The organism is Pseudomonas sp. CCI4.2, from assembly GCF_034350045.1.
GTDB lineage: Bacteria > Pseudomonadota > Gammaproteobacteria > Pseudomonadales > Pseudomonadaceae > Aquipseudomonas.
Map to the genome: position 1 here is coordinate 1,175,236 of NZ_CP133781.1, position 16,689 is coordinate 1,191,924.

General features: G+C 55.7%; 17 protein-coding genes. 15 read left to right on the forward strand and 2 right to left on the reverse strand.

What is annotated here, in order from left to right; genetic code table 11:
• The first annotated feature begins 279 nt into the window (after positions 1–279).
• The 9 genes from glnA (at position 280) to RHM65_RS05200 (ending at position 7,772) form a co-directional block, all read left to right on the forward strand.
• Entirely contained in the window at positions 280–1,686 is a 1,407-nt protein-coding gene (gene glnA / locus RHM65_RS05160; protein WP_322167005.1) for a glutamate--ammonia ligase, read from the forward strand.
• A 228-nt stretch (positions 1,687–1,914) separates the two neighbouring features.
• Positions 1,915–2,337: a cupin domain-containing protein gene (locus RHM65_RS05165; RefSeq protein ID WP_322184431.1), complete on the forward strand. Its 423-nt coding sequence runs from the start codon at positions 1,915–1,917 to the stop codon at positions 2,335–2,337.
• 28 nt (positions 2,338–2,365) lie between these two features.
• On the forward strand, positions 2,366–2,887 hold the full coding sequence (locus RHM65_RS05170) for a DUF4124 domain-containing protein (protein ID WP_322167003.1): 522 nt from the start codon (positions 2,366–2,368) through the stop codon (positions 2,885–2,887).
• A gap of 64 nt (positions 2,888–2,951) precedes the next feature.
• Complete coding sequence (locus tag RHM65_RS05175; protein WP_322185260.1) at positions 2,952–3,560, forward strand: DUF4124 domain-containing protein; 609 nt, start codon at positions 2,952–2,954, stop codon at positions 3,558–3,560.
• A 282-nt stretch (positions 3,561–3,842) separates the two neighbouring features.
• On the forward strand, positions 3,843–4,928 hold the full coding sequence (gene glnL / locus RHM65_RS05180) for a nitrogen regulation protein NR(II) (protein ID WP_322167002.1): 1,086 nt from the start codon (positions 3,843–3,845) through the stop codon (positions 4,926–4,928).
• Positions 4,925–6,358, forward strand: a complete 1,434-nt coding sequence (gene ntrC, locus RHM65_RS05185; protein ID WP_322167001.1) for a nitrogen regulation protein NR(I) — start codon at positions 4,925–4,927, stop codon at positions 6,356–6,358. Before glnL ends, ntrC begins: the two co-directional genes overlap by 4 nt.
• A gap of 93 nt (positions 6,359–6,451) precedes the next feature.
• Positions 6,452–6,790, forward strand: a complete 339-nt coding sequence (locus RHM65_RS05190; RefSeq protein WP_322167000.1) for a hypothetical protein — start codon at positions 6,452–6,454, stop codon at positions 6,788–6,790.
• Positions 6,787–7,578, forward strand: a complete 792-nt coding sequence (locus RHM65_RS05195) for a hypothetical protein (RefSeq protein WP_322184432.1) — start codon at positions 6,787–6,789, stop codon at positions 7,576–7,578. The genes RHM65_RS05190 and RHM65_RS05195 overlap by 4 nt, the downstream gene beginning before the upstream one ends.
• Complete coding sequence (locus RHM65_RS05200; RefSeq protein WP_322166998.1) at positions 7,575–7,772, forward strand: hypothetical protein; 198 nt, start codon at positions 7,575–7,577, stop codon at positions 7,770–7,772. Before RHM65_RS05195 ends, RHM65_RS05200 begins: the two co-directional genes overlap by 4 nt.
• A gap of 1 nt (position 7,773) precedes the next feature.
• Here the strand turns inward: RHM65_RS05200 and mgrA are convergent, their stop codons facing one another.
• Together mgrA and epsC are read right to left on the reverse strand one after the other, a co-directional pair.
• Complete coding sequence (mgrA, locus tag RHM65_RS05205; RefSeq protein ID WP_322166997.1) at positions 7,774–8,811, reverse strand: L-glyceraldehyde 3-phosphate reductase; 1,038 nt, start codon at positions 8,809–8,811, stop codon at positions 7,774–7,776.
• A 139-nt stretch (positions 8,812–8,950) separates the two neighbouring features.
• Entirely contained in the window at positions 8,951–9,907 is a 957-nt protein-coding gene (gene epsC, locus RHM65_RS05210; RefSeq protein ID WP_416195118.1) for a serine O-acetyltransferase EpsC, read from the reverse strand.
• Positions 9,908–10,275: 368 nt separating this feature from the next.
• On the opposite strand from epsC, the gene RHM65_RS05215 reads away from it, so the two are divergent.
• The 6 genes from RHM65_RS05215 to RHM65_RS05240 all read left to right on the forward strand — a co-directional run bounded on the left by RHM65_RS05215 (position 10,276) and on the right by RHM65_RS05240 (position 16,602).
• Positions 10,276–11,277 carry a D-cysteine desulfhydrase gene (locus tag RHM65_RS05215; protein ID WP_322184433.1) on the forward strand — a complete coding sequence of 334 codons (1,002 nt, stop codon included), beginning with the start codon at positions 10,276–10,278 and terminating at the stop codon, positions 11,275–11,277.
• A gap of 208 nt (positions 11,278–11,485) precedes the next feature.
• The gene (tcyJ, locus tag RHM65_RS05220) at positions 11,486–12,283 is read left to right on the forward strand and encodes a cystine ABC transporter substrate-binding protein (RefSeq protein ID WP_322166994.1); all 798 of its coding nucleotides are present in this window, start codon (positions 11,486–11,488) and stop codon (positions 12,281–12,283) included.
• Positions 12,280–12,948 carry a cystine ABC transporter permease gene (tcyL, locus tag RHM65_RS05225; RefSeq protein WP_322166993.1) on the forward strand — a complete coding sequence of 223 codons (669 nt, stop codon included), beginning with the start codon at positions 12,280–12,282 and terminating at the stop codon, positions 12,946–12,948. The genes tcyJ and tcyL overlap by 4 nt, the downstream gene beginning before the upstream one ends.
• A 3-nt stretch (positions 12,949–12,951) precedes the next feature.
• Positions 12,952–13,695, forward strand: a complete 744-nt coding sequence (gene tcyN / locus RHM65_RS05230; protein ID WP_322166991.1) for an L-cystine ABC transporter ATP-binding protein TcyN — start codon at positions 12,952–12,954, stop codon at positions 13,693–13,695.
• Between the two features lie 295 nt (positions 13,696–13,990).
• On the forward strand, positions 13,991–15,115 hold the full coding sequence (gene ada / locus RHM65_RS05235; protein ID WP_322185262.1) for a bifunctional DNA-binding transcriptional regulator/O6-methylguanine-DNA methyltransferase Ada: 1,125 nt from the start codon (positions 13,991–13,993) through the stop codon (positions 15,113–15,115).
• Between the two features lie 200 nt (positions 15,116–15,315).
• Positions 15,316–16,602, forward strand: a complete 1,287-nt coding sequence (locus RHM65_RS05240; protein ID WP_322166989.1) for an MFS transporter — start codon at positions 15,316–15,318, stop codon at positions 16,600–16,602.
• Positions 16,603–16,689 lie beyond the last annotated feature (87 nt).

The window sequence follows — 16,689 nt, forward strand, 5'->3', positions numbered from 1 at the left end:
TTGCTCAAGGTTTAACCAGTTATTCTGAGCGCCACACTGAGCGCACCAAAAAAGACCATCTTTGGAAAAGCGAGCATCATTATGGCGCATCAAATATTTCAAATATCCGCTTTAATAGCCTAAGCGCCTGCGTTTCAAGCAAAAAACCCAACACGGGGCACTGGCATGCAATTTGCTCCCTTGTGAGGCAGGCTGCCTTGGCCGATATTCGCGCCTGGCATCACCCAATTCAAAGGGTCAAAAACCACTACCCTGGCCCGAAGCCACCCGGAGGACACTATGTCGAAGACGGTTCAACTCATCAAAGATCAAGACGTTAAGTGGATTGATCTGCGCTTCACGGACACCAAAGGCATTCAGCACCACGTGACCATGCCGGCTCGCGATGCGCTGGATGAAGATTTCTTTGAAATCGGCAAAATGTTCGACGGCTCCTCCATTGCCGGCTGGAAAGGCATCGAAGCGTCCGACATGATCCTGATGCCCGACGACAGCACCGCCGTGCTCGACCCGTTCACTGAAGACCCAACCATTATCCTGGTTTGCGACATCATCGAACCTTCGACCATGCAAGGCTACGACCGCGACCCACGCGCCATTGCTCACCGTGCCGAGGAATACCTGAAGTCCACTGGCATCGGCGACACTGTTTTCGTCGGTCCAGAGCCAGAGTTCTTCATCTTCGACTCCGTAAAATTCAAATCTGACATCTCCGGCTCCATGTTCAAGATCTACTCTGAACAAGGTTCATGGATGTCCGACCAGGACATTGAAGGCGGCAACAAAGGCCACCGTCCAGGTGTGAAAGGCGGCTACTTCCCAGTGCCTCCGTTCGACCACGACCACGAAATCCGTACCTCCATGTGTAATGCAATGGAAGAGATGGGCCTGGTGATCGAAGTTCACCACCATGAAGTGGCGACTGCTGGCCAAAACGAAATCGGCGTTCAGTTCAACACGTTGGTGAAGAAGGCTGACGAAGTTCAGACCCTGAAATATTGCGTACACAACGTAGCTGATGCTTACGGCCGTACCGCTACCTTCATGCCTAAGCCTCTTTATGGCGACAACGGTTCAGGCATGCACGTGCACTTGTCCATTGCCAAAGATGGCAAGAACACCTTCGCTGGCGAAGGTTATGCCGGCCTGTCCGACACCGCCCTGTTCTTCATCGGCGGCATCATCAAGCACGGTAAAGCACTGAACGGCTTCACCAACCCGTCGACCAACTCGTACAAGCGTCTGGTCCCAGGTTTCGAAGCACCGGTCATGCTGGCCTACTCGGCACGTAACCGTTCCGCTTCGATCCGTATTCCTTACGTGTCCAGCCCTAAAGCTCGCCGTATTGAAGCACGCTTCCCGGACCCAGCAGCTAACCCTTACCTGGCGTTCGCTGCACTGTTGATGGCTGGCCTGGACGGCATCCAGAACAAGATCCACCCTGGCGACGCTGCTGACAAAAACCTGTATGACCTGCCGCCTGAAGAAGCGAAAGAGATTCCACAGGTTTGCGGTAGCTTGAAAGAAGCCCTGGAAGAGTTGGACAAAGGTCGTGCGTTCTTGACCAAAGGCGGCGTATTCAGCGACGACTTCATCGACGCTTACATCGGCTTGAAAAGCGAAGAAGAAATCAAAGTACGCACGTTCGTACACCCACTGGAATACGAGCTGTACTACAGCTGCTAATCCAGTCACGTCGGCTGCATTGACGTAACAAAGAGGCCTCCTTCGGGAGGCCTTTTTTGTGGCAAATTATTAATCGTCAACCACGGTATGAAGCCCGCGACCGAGGCGTTTGATATCCCCGTATTTCAGACATTTCCGGTAAATCAACCTCGCTGGATCGTGCCTATTTCATGACGTTTAATCCGCGCCACTCAGAGCATTTCGCCCTGAAAGACAGAGAACAACATCATGATAAAACTCGCCCCTCTCTCCTTTGGCCTATTGACCCTGATCGGTACTGCCAACGCAGAAACACAACCCGCCATTGATTCGAAAATCCTTCTGCAGACCTCTTCGTCCTGGGACGGCACGCCCTACACTGCCTACCCAGCCGGCCAGCCTGAGCTGACCATCCGAAAAGTCACCATGGCCCCCAACAGCAGTTTTGACTGGCATAAGCATCCAATGCCGGCTGCCGGCTATGTGGTTTCCGGCGAGCTGATCGTCGAAGCACGTGAGGGCGGGAAAACCGTGACACTGAGCGCAGGAGAGGTTTTACCGGAAATGAACAACATTGTTCACCGTGGCAGCAGCGGTGATCGCCCTACCGAACTCATAGTGTTCTATGCTGGCACCCCGGGCATGCCAATCTCGATCGACGCTGCCATGTAACTTAAACACCATTGTCATCGGAGACTTCATGCGTCGAGGCCTTATTTTTCTGCTGCTGTTGGTTGCCTTGCCTGCTGTTGCGCAGATCTATAAATACACCGATGCCAATGGCAACCCCGCCTACAGCAATCTGCCGCCCAACGGCACACCCAGTCAGACGGTAGACTTGCCGCCGCTAAATACCGTCAATGTCAAAAAGACGCTTGAACAAAACACTAACCCTGCGACATCTCAACCCAGTCAGCCTTCAAGCGCCTACAGTCTGCTGGAACTGACCAACCTGCCCACCGACGAAGCGTTGCGCGCCAATAACGGCACCTTCAGCGTTGGCGTGGCCATTCAGCCGCGCCTACAGCCAGGGCATCTGTTGCAGATGGTCGTCGACGGCATGAGTTATGGCCAGGCCAGTAATGTGCCCCGACTGCAAGTGGTGAACCTGGAACGCGGCGAACACAGTTTGGCCGTGCGTGTCGTGAGCGGTGACAAGATCATCCAGCAAAGCTCAACCGTCACGACGACGGTGCAGCGAGTCCATGTTGGGAAACCCTGAAGTGCTCCCACTCCACGCCACCGCGCCTGCAACGCCGCGCTGTCGCCGAGCAAACACATACTGTTTGATCGGAGCGCTATTGCTGATTGCTATGCCGGCCATCGCCGACGTTTATACCTACGTCGACGCTCAGGGAAACCGTGTATTTACGGACCAACCCCACAGCGGCGCTCATCGCGTTGCGATTCCTCCCAGCAACAACATGACTGGCACCTCTGCGCCCCGATCAGCCGCAAAAGCCAAATCTGCAGTCGTAAAACCCGGCCCGCTGTTCCATTACCAGTTACTACGGATTCTGGTGCCCGAACCCGAAGCGACGATTCGCAATATCGCCGGTGAGTTGATTGTCACTGTCAATAATGACCCTGAGTTGCAAACGGGGCACATGTACCGCCTGTTCCTGGATGGCAAACCCTTTGGCGAAGCGGGTCGCAGCCCGGTATTTCCCCTGAGCAACATTGATCGTGGCACTCATTCATTGGCTGTCGAGATTCTCGATGAAACCGGGCGTATGCTCGAACGTACACCAAGCCAGGAATTTCAGATGCTGCGCATCAGCCTCGCGCAAAAACGCCAGGCACAGCCCTGCACAACGGACGACTACGGGGTTAGACCCGAGTGCCCGATCGCGGACAAGCCCCCAGAAAAGAGCAGCTTCCTGCCGTTCTTATGAGCGTCAAAACTGGCGACGCTCCGTATTGGTGCAATACTTCCCGTACCGACTAGCCTCGTTACCCATTTTGGTTCGGAAATAGTCCCAAACTGTTCAGTCGAAGGACCCGCTGTCCGAAAAAAGCTCGATTTTACGGATTAAACGCTTCTTTTCGGAGCCTTGGTTTGGTTTTTGCAACTTCCAGTGAACTAAGCACCGTATCAGCAGGTTGCCCGATGATGGCGAGGCTTGAACACGGCCCGCCGCAGGCTGCAATGTGCCAAAAGAGGTCAACGAGGATTTATGACTATCAGTGATGCGCTGCACCGGCTGTTACTCGACAACCTGACCACTGCCACTATTCTGCTCAACGCCGACTTGCGGCTTGAGTACATGAATCCCGCAGCCGAAATGCTGCTGGCGATCAGCGGTCAGCGCAGCCACGGACAATTTATCAGCGAGCTGTTCACCGAGTCAGTCGAAGCGCTGAACGCTCTGCGTCAGGCTGTCGAACAGGCCCACCCGTTCACCAAGCGCGAAGCGATGTTGACGGCGCTGACCGGGCAAACACTGACCGTCGATTACGCTGTCACGCCTATTCTGAACCAAGGCGCAACCATGCTGCTGCTGGAGGTCCACCCGCGTGATCGCCTAATGCGCATCACCAAGGAAGAGGCCCAGTTGTCCAAGCAAGAAACCACCAAAATGTTGGTGCGTGGCTTGGCTCACGAAATTAAAAATCCCCTAGGAGGGATTCGCGGCGCCGCCCAATTGCTGGCACGTGAACTGCCCGAAGAGAGCCTCAAGGATTACACCAACGTCATCATCGAAGAGGCCGACCGCCTGCGCAATCTGGTCGACCGCATGCTGGGCTCGAACAAGCTGCCATTACTGGCCATGACCAACGTGCATGAAGTGCTTGAGCGTGTGTGCAGCTTGGTGGACGCCGAAAGCCAAGGTTGCATCACCCTCGTACGTGATTACGACCCAAGCATTCCCGACGTGTTGATCGACCGTGAGCAAATGATTCAGGCCGTGCTCAATATCGTTCGCAACGCGATGCAAGCAATCAGCGGCCAGAACGAACTGCGTCTGGGCCGTATCAGCTTGCGTACGCGAGCGCTGCGTCAGTTCACCATCGGCCATGTCCGCCATCGTCTGGTGACCAAGGTCGAAATTATCGATAACGGCCCTGGCATTCCAGCAGAACTGCAGGAAACCATTTTTTACCCAATGGTCAGCGGCCGCCCAGATGGCACGGGGCTTGGCCTCGCGATTACCCAGAACATTATTAGCCAGCACCAAGGACTGATTGAGTGTGACAGCCATCCTGGCCACACCACTTTCTCGATCTTCCTGCCGCTGGAACAAGGAGCAGCGTCGTCATGAGCCGTAGTGAAACTGTCTGGATCGTCGATGACGACCGTTCCATCCGTTGGGTTTTGGAAAAAGCGCTGCAACAAGAAGGCATGACTACCCAAAGCTTCGACAGCGCCGATGGCGTCATGAGCCGTCTGGCCCGTCAGCAACCCGACGTAATCATTTCCGATATCCGCATGCCGGGGGCCAGTGGCCTTGAGTTGCTGGCGCGAATTCGAGAACAGCACCCGCGTTTGCCGGTGATCATCATGACCGCCCATTCAGACCTGGACAGCGCCGTGGCGTCGTATCAGGGCGGCGCGTTCGAATACCTGCCTAAGCCGTTTGACGTCGATGAGGCTGTGTCGCTGGTCAAGCGCGCCAATCAACACGCTCAAGAACAGCAAGGCATGGAAGTGGTACCCGCGCTAACCCGCACTCCGGAAATCATTGGCGAAGCGCCCGCGATGCAGGAAGTGTTTCGCGCCATCGGTCGTTTAAGCCACTCCAACATTACCGTGTTGATCAACGGCGAGTCGGGTACCGGTAAAGAATTGGTTGCCCACGCATTGCACCGTCACAGCCCTCGCGCGTCGTCGCCGTTCATTGCGTTGAACATGGCGGCCATTCCCAAGGATTTGATGGAGTCCGAGCTGTTCGGCCACGAAAAAGGCGCGTTCACCGGTGCAGCGAACTTGCGGCGCGGCCGCTTCGAACAAGCGGACGGCGGCACACTGTTCCTTGATGAAATCGGCGACATGCCTGCTGACACTCAAACCCGTTTGCTACGGGTACTGGCAGACGGTGAGTTTTACCGCGTTGGCGGGCACACGCCGGTGAAGGTAGACGTACGAATCATCGCCGCGACTCACCAAAATCTGGAAATTTTGGTGCAGGCCGGTAAATTCCGTGAGGATTTGTTCCACCGTTTGAACGTGATTCGGATTCACATCCCGCGGATGTCTGATCGCCGCGAAGATATTCCAACGCTGGCCAAGCATTTTCTGGCCCGCGCTGCGCAGGAACTGGCGGTTGAGCCGAAACTGCTTAAAGCTGAAACCGAGGAATATCTCAAGCACCTGCCATGGCCTGGCAACGTGCGTCAGCTGGAAAACACCTGCCGCTGGATCACCGTCATGGCGTCCGGGCGTGAAGTCCATGTCAGCGACCTGCCGCCAGAGCTGTTGAGCCTGCCCCACGATGCCGCGCCTGTCACCAACTGGGAACACGCGCTGCGTCAATGGGCTGACCAAGCGCTGGCACGGGGTCAGTCGAGCCTGCTGGACAGTGCGGTGCCAACCTTTGAACGCATCATGATCGAAACCGCCCTCAAGCACACCGCCGGCCGCCGCCGGGATGCCGCTGTGTTATTGGGCTGGGGCCGCAATACCTTGACGCGCAAGATCAAGGAGTTGGGCATGAAGATCGATGGCGACGAAGACGACGGCGACGACGCCTAAACCTGTCATTTCTGACAGTTTACGCAGCGTCTTAAAAGTGATTAGCTCCTTATCTGACCTCAACATTCGAGGTCAGACAAGGAGCTGGCTGCTATGGATACAGCACTAAACACCCGTCTGCTCGCGGCCCTGCCGCCTCGGTCTTCAATCCCCCTGCGTGATCGAATCGTCGATTACGAAATCGTCGAAATGGCTGTGCTGTTTCGCAGTAAGGAACTGACGTCCTACGACATTACAGTCGCTTACTTGCAACGAATCGATCAGTTCAACGGCCCTTTTGAAACCTACGATGCAAACGGCGGTTACAACGCATTTGTGCGTATTGATCGACTGGAAGCACTGACGCAAGCACGCGACGCCGATCTCTGGTTACAAAACCCCAACGACGACCGCGGTCTCGCACCACCGCTGTGTGGTATTCCAATGGGGTGAAAGACTCGATTGGTATAAAGGGCCGGGAAAGTAAAAATGGCACCCAGGCCCATCTTGGAGCGACCGTCAAAGAGTTCCCTGGACTTAACATTGGAACACCCGAATGCCCTTTCTCCAATACGGAGATCTTGGGAGAGGTCGTCGACGATCAGGGCAATGTAAATCCAATCACGCCGCTAACAGCGGTCACCTATAGCAACTCAGTGGAGACGGAATACTGGCGAGCGGTCGCCGAGTTCGCGGCAGGGAGTCTTCCCGATCATCAAACTGAACTGCTGGGGATGTATTGGCAAAACACAGGCATTGGGGCCCAGAGAGTGACCGTCGGGATGCGTACCGAGGGTGAGCGGCGCAGGCGTGAGGAGCAAATGCTTTATCAAAAAGCGCTAGACGAAGCCGGTGTGGACTTTATGTTAGTCATGCCACTGGGCGCGCACGTTGGCCGCCGATTCGACGACAAACTCGACTCGATTCTTGTCAGACGGTTACAGATTGACGCACCTAATCTCCATGGCTGGCCAATGCTGAGTTTCCCTATTGGCTATGGTCAAACTGGGCTGTCGAGGCAATTACCCATCAACGCTGCGTTCTGGGGCCCTCGATTTAGCGAAGCGCTGATTATCCAGGCAGCCATCGATTATCAAGACCGGTTTTCCGGCTACCACACCGTTGCGCCGCCCGACCCTCCAATGCCCGACCCAAGGCGCCCAGCGAATATTCCGCGAGTACGTCCCGTCACGCCACAAACCTCAACAGACCCGGTTGTCAGACAGGGGATTTCACGATGAGCCTGATCAACAGCACACCCTTTTTTACCGTAAAGTGGGCGCCAGCTATCAGTCCCGGCCTGCTGCCAGCCGACCCAAGACTAGAGAACGAAAAATTCATGACCGTCGGCTGGCAAGCGAAGCTGGGAGCAGTTTTCTACCCGTTCCAACATAAGGTGCCCGTTAACCCAGCTAAGCCGCTCGCCGACTCCTAGGTCACTGATCAGTCGACGGCTTTTCCCACAGGTTAATCCCGCCTTCCACCGCAAAGCTGTCGATTTCGGCCAGCTCTTCGGAGGTGAAGTCCAGGTTCTTCAATGCGCCGACGTTTTCAACGATCTGCTCCGGACGGCTCGCACCAATCAGCGCCGAGGTAATACGCGGGTCACGCAGGGTCCAGGCCAATGCCAGTTGCGCGAGGCTTTGGCCGCGGCGCTTGGCGATTTCATTCAGCGCGCGGACGTGAGCAATGTTGCTCTCGGACAAGTGCGAAGCCTGCAACGAACCCCCACCCGGCTTGTTCACCCGCGCATCCTTGGGAATGCCATTAAGGTATTTGTCAGTCAGCAAACCTTGAGCCAGCGGGGTGAAGGCAATTACGCCCGCGCCGAGGTCATCGGTGGCGTCCAACAGGTCGCGTTCAACCCAACGGTTGAGCAAGTTGTACGCAGGTTGATGAATCAACAACGGCACTTTCCACTCTTTGAGCAACGCCGCCATTTCCCGGGTTTTTGCACCCGAATAGGACGAGATCCCGATATAGAGCGCTTTGCCCTGCTGTACGGCAGTAGCTAACGCGCTGGCGGTTTCTTCCAGCGGGGTCAGTGGGTCGAAGCGGTGCGAATAAAAGATATCCACGTAGTCCAGCCCCATGCGCTGCAAGCTCTGGTCAAGGCTGGCAAGCACGTATTTGCGCGAGCCGCCGCCTTGGCCATAAGGGCCTGGCCACATGTCCCAGCCGGCTTTGCTGGAGATGATCAACTCGTCGCGGTAGTGCTTGAAATCTTCGCGCAGCAAGCGGCCGAAGTTGATTTCGGCGCTGCCATATGGAGGGCCGTAATTGTTGGCCAGGTCGAAGTGGTTGATACCCAGATCGAACGCCGTGCGCAGCAATGCGCGCTGGGTATCCATCGGCGTGCTGTCGCCAAAGTTGTGCCACAGCCCCAAAGACAAAGCAGGCAGAACCAACCCACTACGGCCGACGCGGCGGTACGGAATGGCTTCATAACGGTTTTCGGCAGCGATATAAGTCATCGAATCCTCTCTCGTAGGTGTATGGGGTTGCGACTCCTTAATCGGAGACACAGTTCCCCCTTTTTTTATTATCCGAGCGCTTTGATCGAACATTCAGAGCCTGTAGAGCCAACGTGTTGGCCCCTACAGGGGAAGGGCGTTACTTCAAGCAATCATCCTTCTGTAGCAAGTTCGCCTGAGACACGTTGCAGCCGGGTGGCACGCTGCGGGTCAGCCAGACGTTGCCGCCGACGGTGGAGCCTTTGCCGATGGTGATGCGCCCCAAAATCGTGGCGCCGGCATAGATCACCACGTCGTCTTCGACAATCGGGTGACGCGCATGGCCTTTCTGCAGCTGGCCATCTTCATCTGCCGGGAAGCGTTTCGCACCCAGGGTTACGGCTTGGTAGATGCGAACCCGCTCGCCAATGATCGCAGTTTCGCCGATGACCACACCTGTTCCGTGATCGATAAAGAAACTGCCACCGATCTGCGCACCCGGATGAATATCGATACCGGTGGCCGAGTGCGCAATTTCGGAACTGATCCGCGCCAACAACGGCAACCCGGCGCGGTACAGGTGATGGGCCAAACGGTGATGAATGACCGCAAGAATGCCCGGATAGCACAGCAGCACTTCATCGACACTGCGCGCAGCCGGGTCGCCGTGGTAAGCGGCCAAGACGTCGGTGTCGAGGAGGATGCGCATGGCTGGAAGCGCGGCAGCGAAGGCTTGAATCAGTTGGGTCGCATGATGTTCAACGGCACTGACGTCTTCGCCCCGCTGGCGCGCGACATAACGCAGCTCCAGGCGGGCCTGAGCCAGCAACGCATTAAGGGCGACGTCGAGGGTATGACCGACGTAGAAGTCTTCACTCTCCTCACGTAAGTCCACTGGACCTAAGCGCATCGGAAACAATGCGCCGCACAGCGCTTCAAGAATGTCGCGCATGGCGGCTCGGGACGGCAACTCGCGACCGCCCAGTTCGCCACTGACCCGGCCATTGCGCTGGCGCCAGTCGTCCCGCGCCTCACGTAATTGACTAACGATTTGCTGCAACTGCCAGTTACCGGCGCGGTTGTCGGCGGGTGCGTCTGAAATATCGCTCACGCTCATCACTCCTTTTTAGGCTTAAAGCCAGGATGGGCTAACTTTACGGCAAACTTTAGACACGAAAAAATAACAATTTCTACCGGACGCTCTATTTATAGGTACGACAACCCGGCGTCGAAGAGGCGACGGAATCTCGATTCAACTGTAAACACGCGTTTGTCTGTAGGAGCCAACTTGTTGGCGAAGGGCATTACGCGGTGATCCAGGTAAGCCGTTTCGCGAACAAGTTCGCTCCTACAGTAGCCCCGTGTTTGCTGCGCGACAGCGCGGCGTTGGAGGATGCGGCATCTCAGGCATACACAAATGTTTGCGGCCACCCGGGGTGACTGCCTATAGTCCATCGACTTACTTCGTCGGCCATCCAAACCACCATGATCAAACAACAGCTCGCTCGTTTTAATCGTCTTGAATTACTGGGCGCACCCACCGCGCTGGAAAAGCTTGCGCGTTTATCCTCATGGGTGGGCCGGGACGTTTACATAAAGCGTGACGACACGACAACCCTGGCGTTGGGCGGCAACAAGGTGCGCAAGCTTGAATACTTGGCAGCCGATGCGCTGGCACAAGGCGCGGACACCTTGATCACTGCTGGCGGTCTGCAATCCAACCATGCGCGACAAACCGCTGCCCTGGCTGCACACCTGGGTCTTGGGTGTGTGGTGTTGCTGGAAAATCCCTTGGCCACCAACGACCCCAACTACCTCGGCAATGGCAATCGGCTGCTGCTTAGCCTGTTCGATGCCAAGGTCGAGCGGGTGGATAACCTGGACAACGCCGACGACCAGTTGTATGCCCTTGCGGCACGCCTGCGGGCCAGCGGTAAAAAACCGTACAGCATCCCTATTGGTGGATCCAACGCGTTGGGCGCTTTGGGTTATGTGCGGGCAGGGTTGGAACTGGCCGATCAAATTAAAGACACCGGCCTGACGTTCTCGGCCGTGGTACTCGCCTCGGGCAGTGCCGGCACTCACAGTGGCTTGGCATTGGGACTCAGCGAGACGCTGCCCAATCTGCCGGTGATCGGCGTCACCGTTTCCCGCAGCGACGACGCACAACGGCCGAAAGTCCAAGGCTTGGCTGAGCGCACCGCCGAACTGCTGGGCATCGATCTGCCAAGCAGCTTCAAGGTTGAGTTGTGGGACGAATATTTTGCCCCCGGCTACGGCGCGCCGAATGCGGGAACACTGGCTGCCATCAAATTAGTCGCCAGTCAGGAAGGCCTGTTGCTCGATCCGGTGTACACCGGCAAAGCCATGGCGGGCCTGCTTGACGGTGTCGGCCGCCAGCGTTTGGATGAGGGTCCGATCATCTTCCTGCACACCGGTGGCGCGCCTGCGCTGTTCGCGTACCCAGACGTATTTTCCGATCAGTAACACAGACCTCTCTTTTATTCGATTTAGAAATATATAAAGTAATTTTTAGTATTTAAACTGATATGACGACTGCCTTATAGTCGCGTTCGCGTTAGGGATCACGGATGGAATAAGGCCGCGTGAAATCGCAGGATAACGTTTCACAGTCACAGTACTTTTGTCGGGCCTGATTTTTGCCTGACATTCAAAACACAATAAGGGGCTCTTCATGAATATTGCTGCCATCCGCCGGACATTTCTTCTTTCTACGTTCAGCCTCGTGCTCGGTTCCAGCCTGATAGGGCAAGCCGTTGCTGGGGATCAGCTGCAAAAAATCAAAAGCAGCGGCACGATCAACGTCGGCCTTGAAGGTACGTACCCACCTTTCAGCTTTGTCGCTGAAGACGGCAAGCTCGCCGGTTTTGAAGTCGAGTTTTCCCAAGCACTGGCCAAGGAGCTGGGCGTGACGGCGAAACTGCAACCGACCAAGTGGGACGGCATCCTCGCGGCGCTGGAATCCAAGCGCCTGGATGTCGTGATCAACCAGGTAACCATCTCTGAAGAGCGCAAGAAGAAGTACGACTTCTCCGAGCCTTACACCATCTCCGGTATTCAGGCCCTGACCCAGAAGAAAGACGCCGACAAATTCCCGACGCCTGAATCGCTGTCCGGCAAGAAAGTCGGTGTGGGCCTGGGTACGAACTACGAGCAATGGCTGAAAGAAAACGTGCCCGGCGCAGTAGTCAAAACCTACGACGATGACCCAACCAAGTTTCAAGACTTAATGGCTGGCCGCACTGACGTGATTCTCGTCGACCGTCTTGCCGCGTTGGAAATGGTCAAGAAAACCAACAATAAACTGGCAGCTTCCGGCAAAGCGTTCTCGCGTCAGGAAGCCGGTATCGCGATCCGCAAAGGTGAGCCTGAGTTGGTGGCTGCGATCAATGCTGCCATCGACAAACTGCGCGCCGACGGCACGCTGGCCAAGTTGTCACAGAAGTACTTCGGCTCTGACGTGACCCAATGATTGAAGAGAGTCTAACGCTAGCGCTGGACTCCGCGCCCTTCTTGCTGAAGGGCGCGTATTACACCGTCATTCTCAGCCTGGGCGGAATGTTCTTTGGCTTGTTGCTGGGCTTCGGCCTGGCGTTGATGCGTCTGTCGCGTCTCAAGCTGGTGAGCGGTATTGCCCGGGTGTACGTGTCGTTCTTTCGCGGCACGCCGTTGCTGGTTCAGTTGTTCGTGATCTATTACGGCTTGCCGCAATTGGGCATCGAGCTTGACCCGCTTCCGGCTGCTTTGATCGGTTTTTCGCTGAACATGGCCGCTTATGCGTGCGAGATTTTGCGAGCCGCCATCGGAGCTGTGGACCGTGGGCAATGGGAAGCCGCCGCCAGCATCGGCATGACTCGTGCGCAAGCCATGCGACGCGCCATTGTGCCGCAAGCCGCGCGAACCGCATTGCCGCCGCTGGGCAACAGTTTCATTTCGCTGGTCAAAGACACTGCATTGGCGGCCACCATTCAAGTGCCCGAGCTGTTTCGGCAGGCGCAGTTGATCACCGCGCGAACCTTCGAAATTTTCACCATGTACCTGGCTGCGGCGCTGATCTACTGGATTCTCGCCAGCCTGCTTGCGCACCTGCAAAACCGACTGGAAGCGAGGGTCAACCGACATGATCTGGAGTCTTGAAGCATGATCGTGGTTGAAAAACTGACCAAACAATTCAAAGGCCAAACCGTGCTGAACGGCATCGACCTGCGCATTGAAGCCGGTGAAGTGGTGGCCATTATCGGCCCCAGCGGATCGGGCAAAACCACACTGTTGCGTTGCCTTAACTTTCTCGAAGAACCCACCAGTGGCAGCATTCAAGTGGGGGATATCAAGATCGATGGCAGCAAGCCGTTGACTCAGCAACAGGGCCTTATCCGGCAATTACGACAACACGTGGGTTTCGTCTTTCAGAACTTCAATCTGTTCCCGCACCGAACAGCGCTGGAAAACGTCATTGAAGGGCCATTGGTGGTCAAGAAGATGGCCAGGGAACAGGCGGCCAAACTCGGGATGGCTTTACTGGCCAAGGTCGGGCTCGCCGGTAAAGAAGATTCATACCCGCGACGCTTGTCCGGTGGACAGCAGCAACGGGTAGCGATTGCGCGAGCGTTGGCCATGGAACCCGAAGTCATTTTGTTCGACGAACCCACCTCAGCACTGGACCCGGAATTGGTCGGTGAAGTGCTGACCACTATCCGTGCGCTCGCGGAAGAAAAACGCACCATGGTGATCGTCACCCACGAGATGAGTTTTGCCCGGGATGTTGCTAATCGGGTGATCTTTATCGACAAGGGCGTGATCGTCGAGCAGGGTGAAGCAAAGGCACTGTTCGCCCATCCCAAGGAAGAACGCACTCGGCAGTTTTTGGAACGAAGCCGCCATTGAAGGTTGGCTTTGGATCAATAAAACAGCGCCCTTCAGGCGCTGTTTTTGTTTGTGTGAGGGCGGCATCCATTGGAATTCCGGAAAGTGATTCACATAATAAAATTTGATAGCAACAAACGGGAGGCAGGGGATTTGCGCGCGCGGTATGTTGGCCTGCATGCAATCGATAAAGAAAGGCAGATGCTCGAACTGGCAATAGAAAAAACTGGGCTCTGAAAATTGGAGCGAGCACCTGCATCGTGTGAATGACCATGGATTTACAGGCATTAAGAACAATCAACGACGGAGCAAAACCATGGAAAGCACAAAGGTTCCGGCAACAAAGCACGTTCCAAGGATAGAAGATGATCCGCGCTGGGGCGTCCTGATAAACCGACAGGCGGACATTGGCGACGACTTCGTGTATGGCGTATTGACGACAGGTATCTATTGCGGACCTCGCAGCCCGACCAAGCTGCCGCGTCCGGAAAACGTCGTTTTTTTTGACACCGCAATCGAAGCTGAAGCAGCGGGCTTTCGTCCGTCCAAGCGTCGCGACAGCAATCAGGAGACGATAGCGCTCAAGCACGCAGCCACAGTTGCCGAAACCTGCAGAATGATAGACGCGTCCGACTCGGTACCCAACCTGAGCGACATGGCCGAAAAGGTCGGGATGAGCACCTTTCACTTTCACCGCATCTTCAAAAAAATCACAGGGTTGACGCCAAAAGCCTATAGCGTCGCCTCGGTGCGCTCGCGGGTCAGGGACCAGCTCTCCCAGTCCGGGACGATCACCAGCGCACTTTACGAAGCCGGCTACAACTCCAACAGCCGTTTCTATGAAGCCTCTCAGAAGATTCTCGGCATGAAACCCACCGAGTACCGCGCAGGAGGGGCCAACGTCGACATCAAATTTGCGCTGGGTGAAAGCTCACTTGGGTCGATTCTGGTAGCCAGAAGTGCCCGTGGCATCTGTGCGATTTTGCTCGGAGACGATCCAAATAGCCTGGTTGAGAGTTTTCAGGATCAGTTTCCAAATGCCAATCTGATTGGCGGGGACGCAGAGTTTGAAGGACTGGTTTCCACCGTCGTGGGTTTCGTAGAGTCGCCGGCTGTGGGCCTGGCGCTACCGCTTGATATTCGCGGCACTGTTTTCCAGGAGCGTGTGTGGCAGGCGTTGAGGGATATTCCTGCCGGATCGACCGCCACGTACACCGATATCGCGGTCCGGATAGGCATGCCCAGCGCAGTACGGGCGGTAGCGAACGCCTGCGGCGCCAACAGCCTCGCTGTGGCCATTCCTTGCCATCGCGTCGTGCGCAGCGACGGAACATTGTCCGGGTACCGGTGGGGTGTCGAGCGTAAGCGTAAGTTGCTTGAGCGAGAAAAAATGGATTCGCCTGAAGAGTTGCCATTGGTTGTGGGTTCGATAATCCCGTAAAACCTGGACATTCAACGTCAGGTATCACTGCCAGATCCACTGGATTAGCGAACGTGGTGTTAGTTCTCAGGAACCAGCCTACCGGACAACGAGTCCGGCTCAAGAAAAACGCTGCAGCCCCGCGCAGTTCAATATAACTAGTTGATGTCCCCCGCCCCCTCTAAATGGGCGGCTAACTTCCATGATTCAGGAGACACAGTATGGACGCTGATAAAACAGATCCATTGCGGCACATTGCACATAAAAATTTCAACTTGTTATGGTCCGGCCAGTCCATGAGCCTTTTTGGTAATCAGTTCTTGGTTATCGGACTTCCACTTCTCGCCGTACAGGTGGTGGGGGCTTCAGCCGCCCAAGCGGTTCTACTGCCTTTTATGATGTTTATTCCCTTTCTGCTTTTCGGACTTCCAGCAGGCGCCTTGGTTGATCGACTGCCCAAGCGCAAAACCATGGTCGTGGCTGATCTGGTTCAGATGCTCGTGTATTCGTGTATCGCAATACTGTCGATCAAAGGCCTGATGACATTTCCAGCGCTGATGGCGTTGGTGTTTGTTGCAGGGACCGCGACCGTCTTTTTTCAAGTGGCCTACACCTCATTCCTGCCGGAAATATATTCGGGAGCGTCCGAACTTCAAAAAGGTAACGCCAAGCTGTTTTTTTCCGAATCGGTTGCTCGCACATTAGGACCTGTAGCCGCGGGCCCTTTGATTGCTGTATTTGCCCCGCCTATTGCGATCCTCCTTAATGGCGGTTCTTTCCTGGTGTCTGCGCTCACGCTAGGGGCCATTCGAAATGTCGACACCGCGTTGGATCTAACCAGGTCCGTGCCTGTGCGGACATCCATCGTGGCGGATATAAAGACAGGGCTGAAATTTGTCTTTTCACACCCGAAACTGGAACCCGTGTTTTTGTGTGGAGCAGTGTATGTTCTGTTTCTCACCTTCATTGAGACCAGTCTGGTGCTTTATTGTAAGGACGTTCTGGCGCTCTCTCCCAGCGCCATCGGCCTGGTGATTGGTGCAGCGGCCGCAGGATTTCCTGTCGCCAACCTCATCTCATCAAGATTAATGAATGACTTCGGTATCTCCCGCACGTTGGTCATGGCTGCAGCGACATCTGTTTCCGGTCTTTTTCTTATTGCCGTGTTCGGCGCCTCGGGTTCAATTGCAGGCTTGATAGCCGCCAGTGTGCTTCATGGTCTGGGCGAAGGTGTTTTTGGACCGACCTCACTGACGCTAAGGCAGACAGTCACGCCGTTATCCCTGCTGGGCAGAGTGAATTCGGTGCAACGCTTCATGATCTGGGGAGCCATTCCACTGGGCAGCGTATTGACCTCGCTAACCATTAAATACGTTGGAATCGATTGGACCCTATGGTTCGGCGGAGTCGGCACCGTGCTATGCCTGTTGCCGCTCATCCGGCGTGGAATCCTCACCGATCTGCGCAAGCCTGATTCGACATTACGTCCTGATATCACTCAAAGCTGAGAGCGGCCGCCAAGTAGGACGCAGCACCTACTCTCCAGTGGTCTTCTAACCTCGCCGACGTAGGAACAATCTGATTCCTTTGCCCCC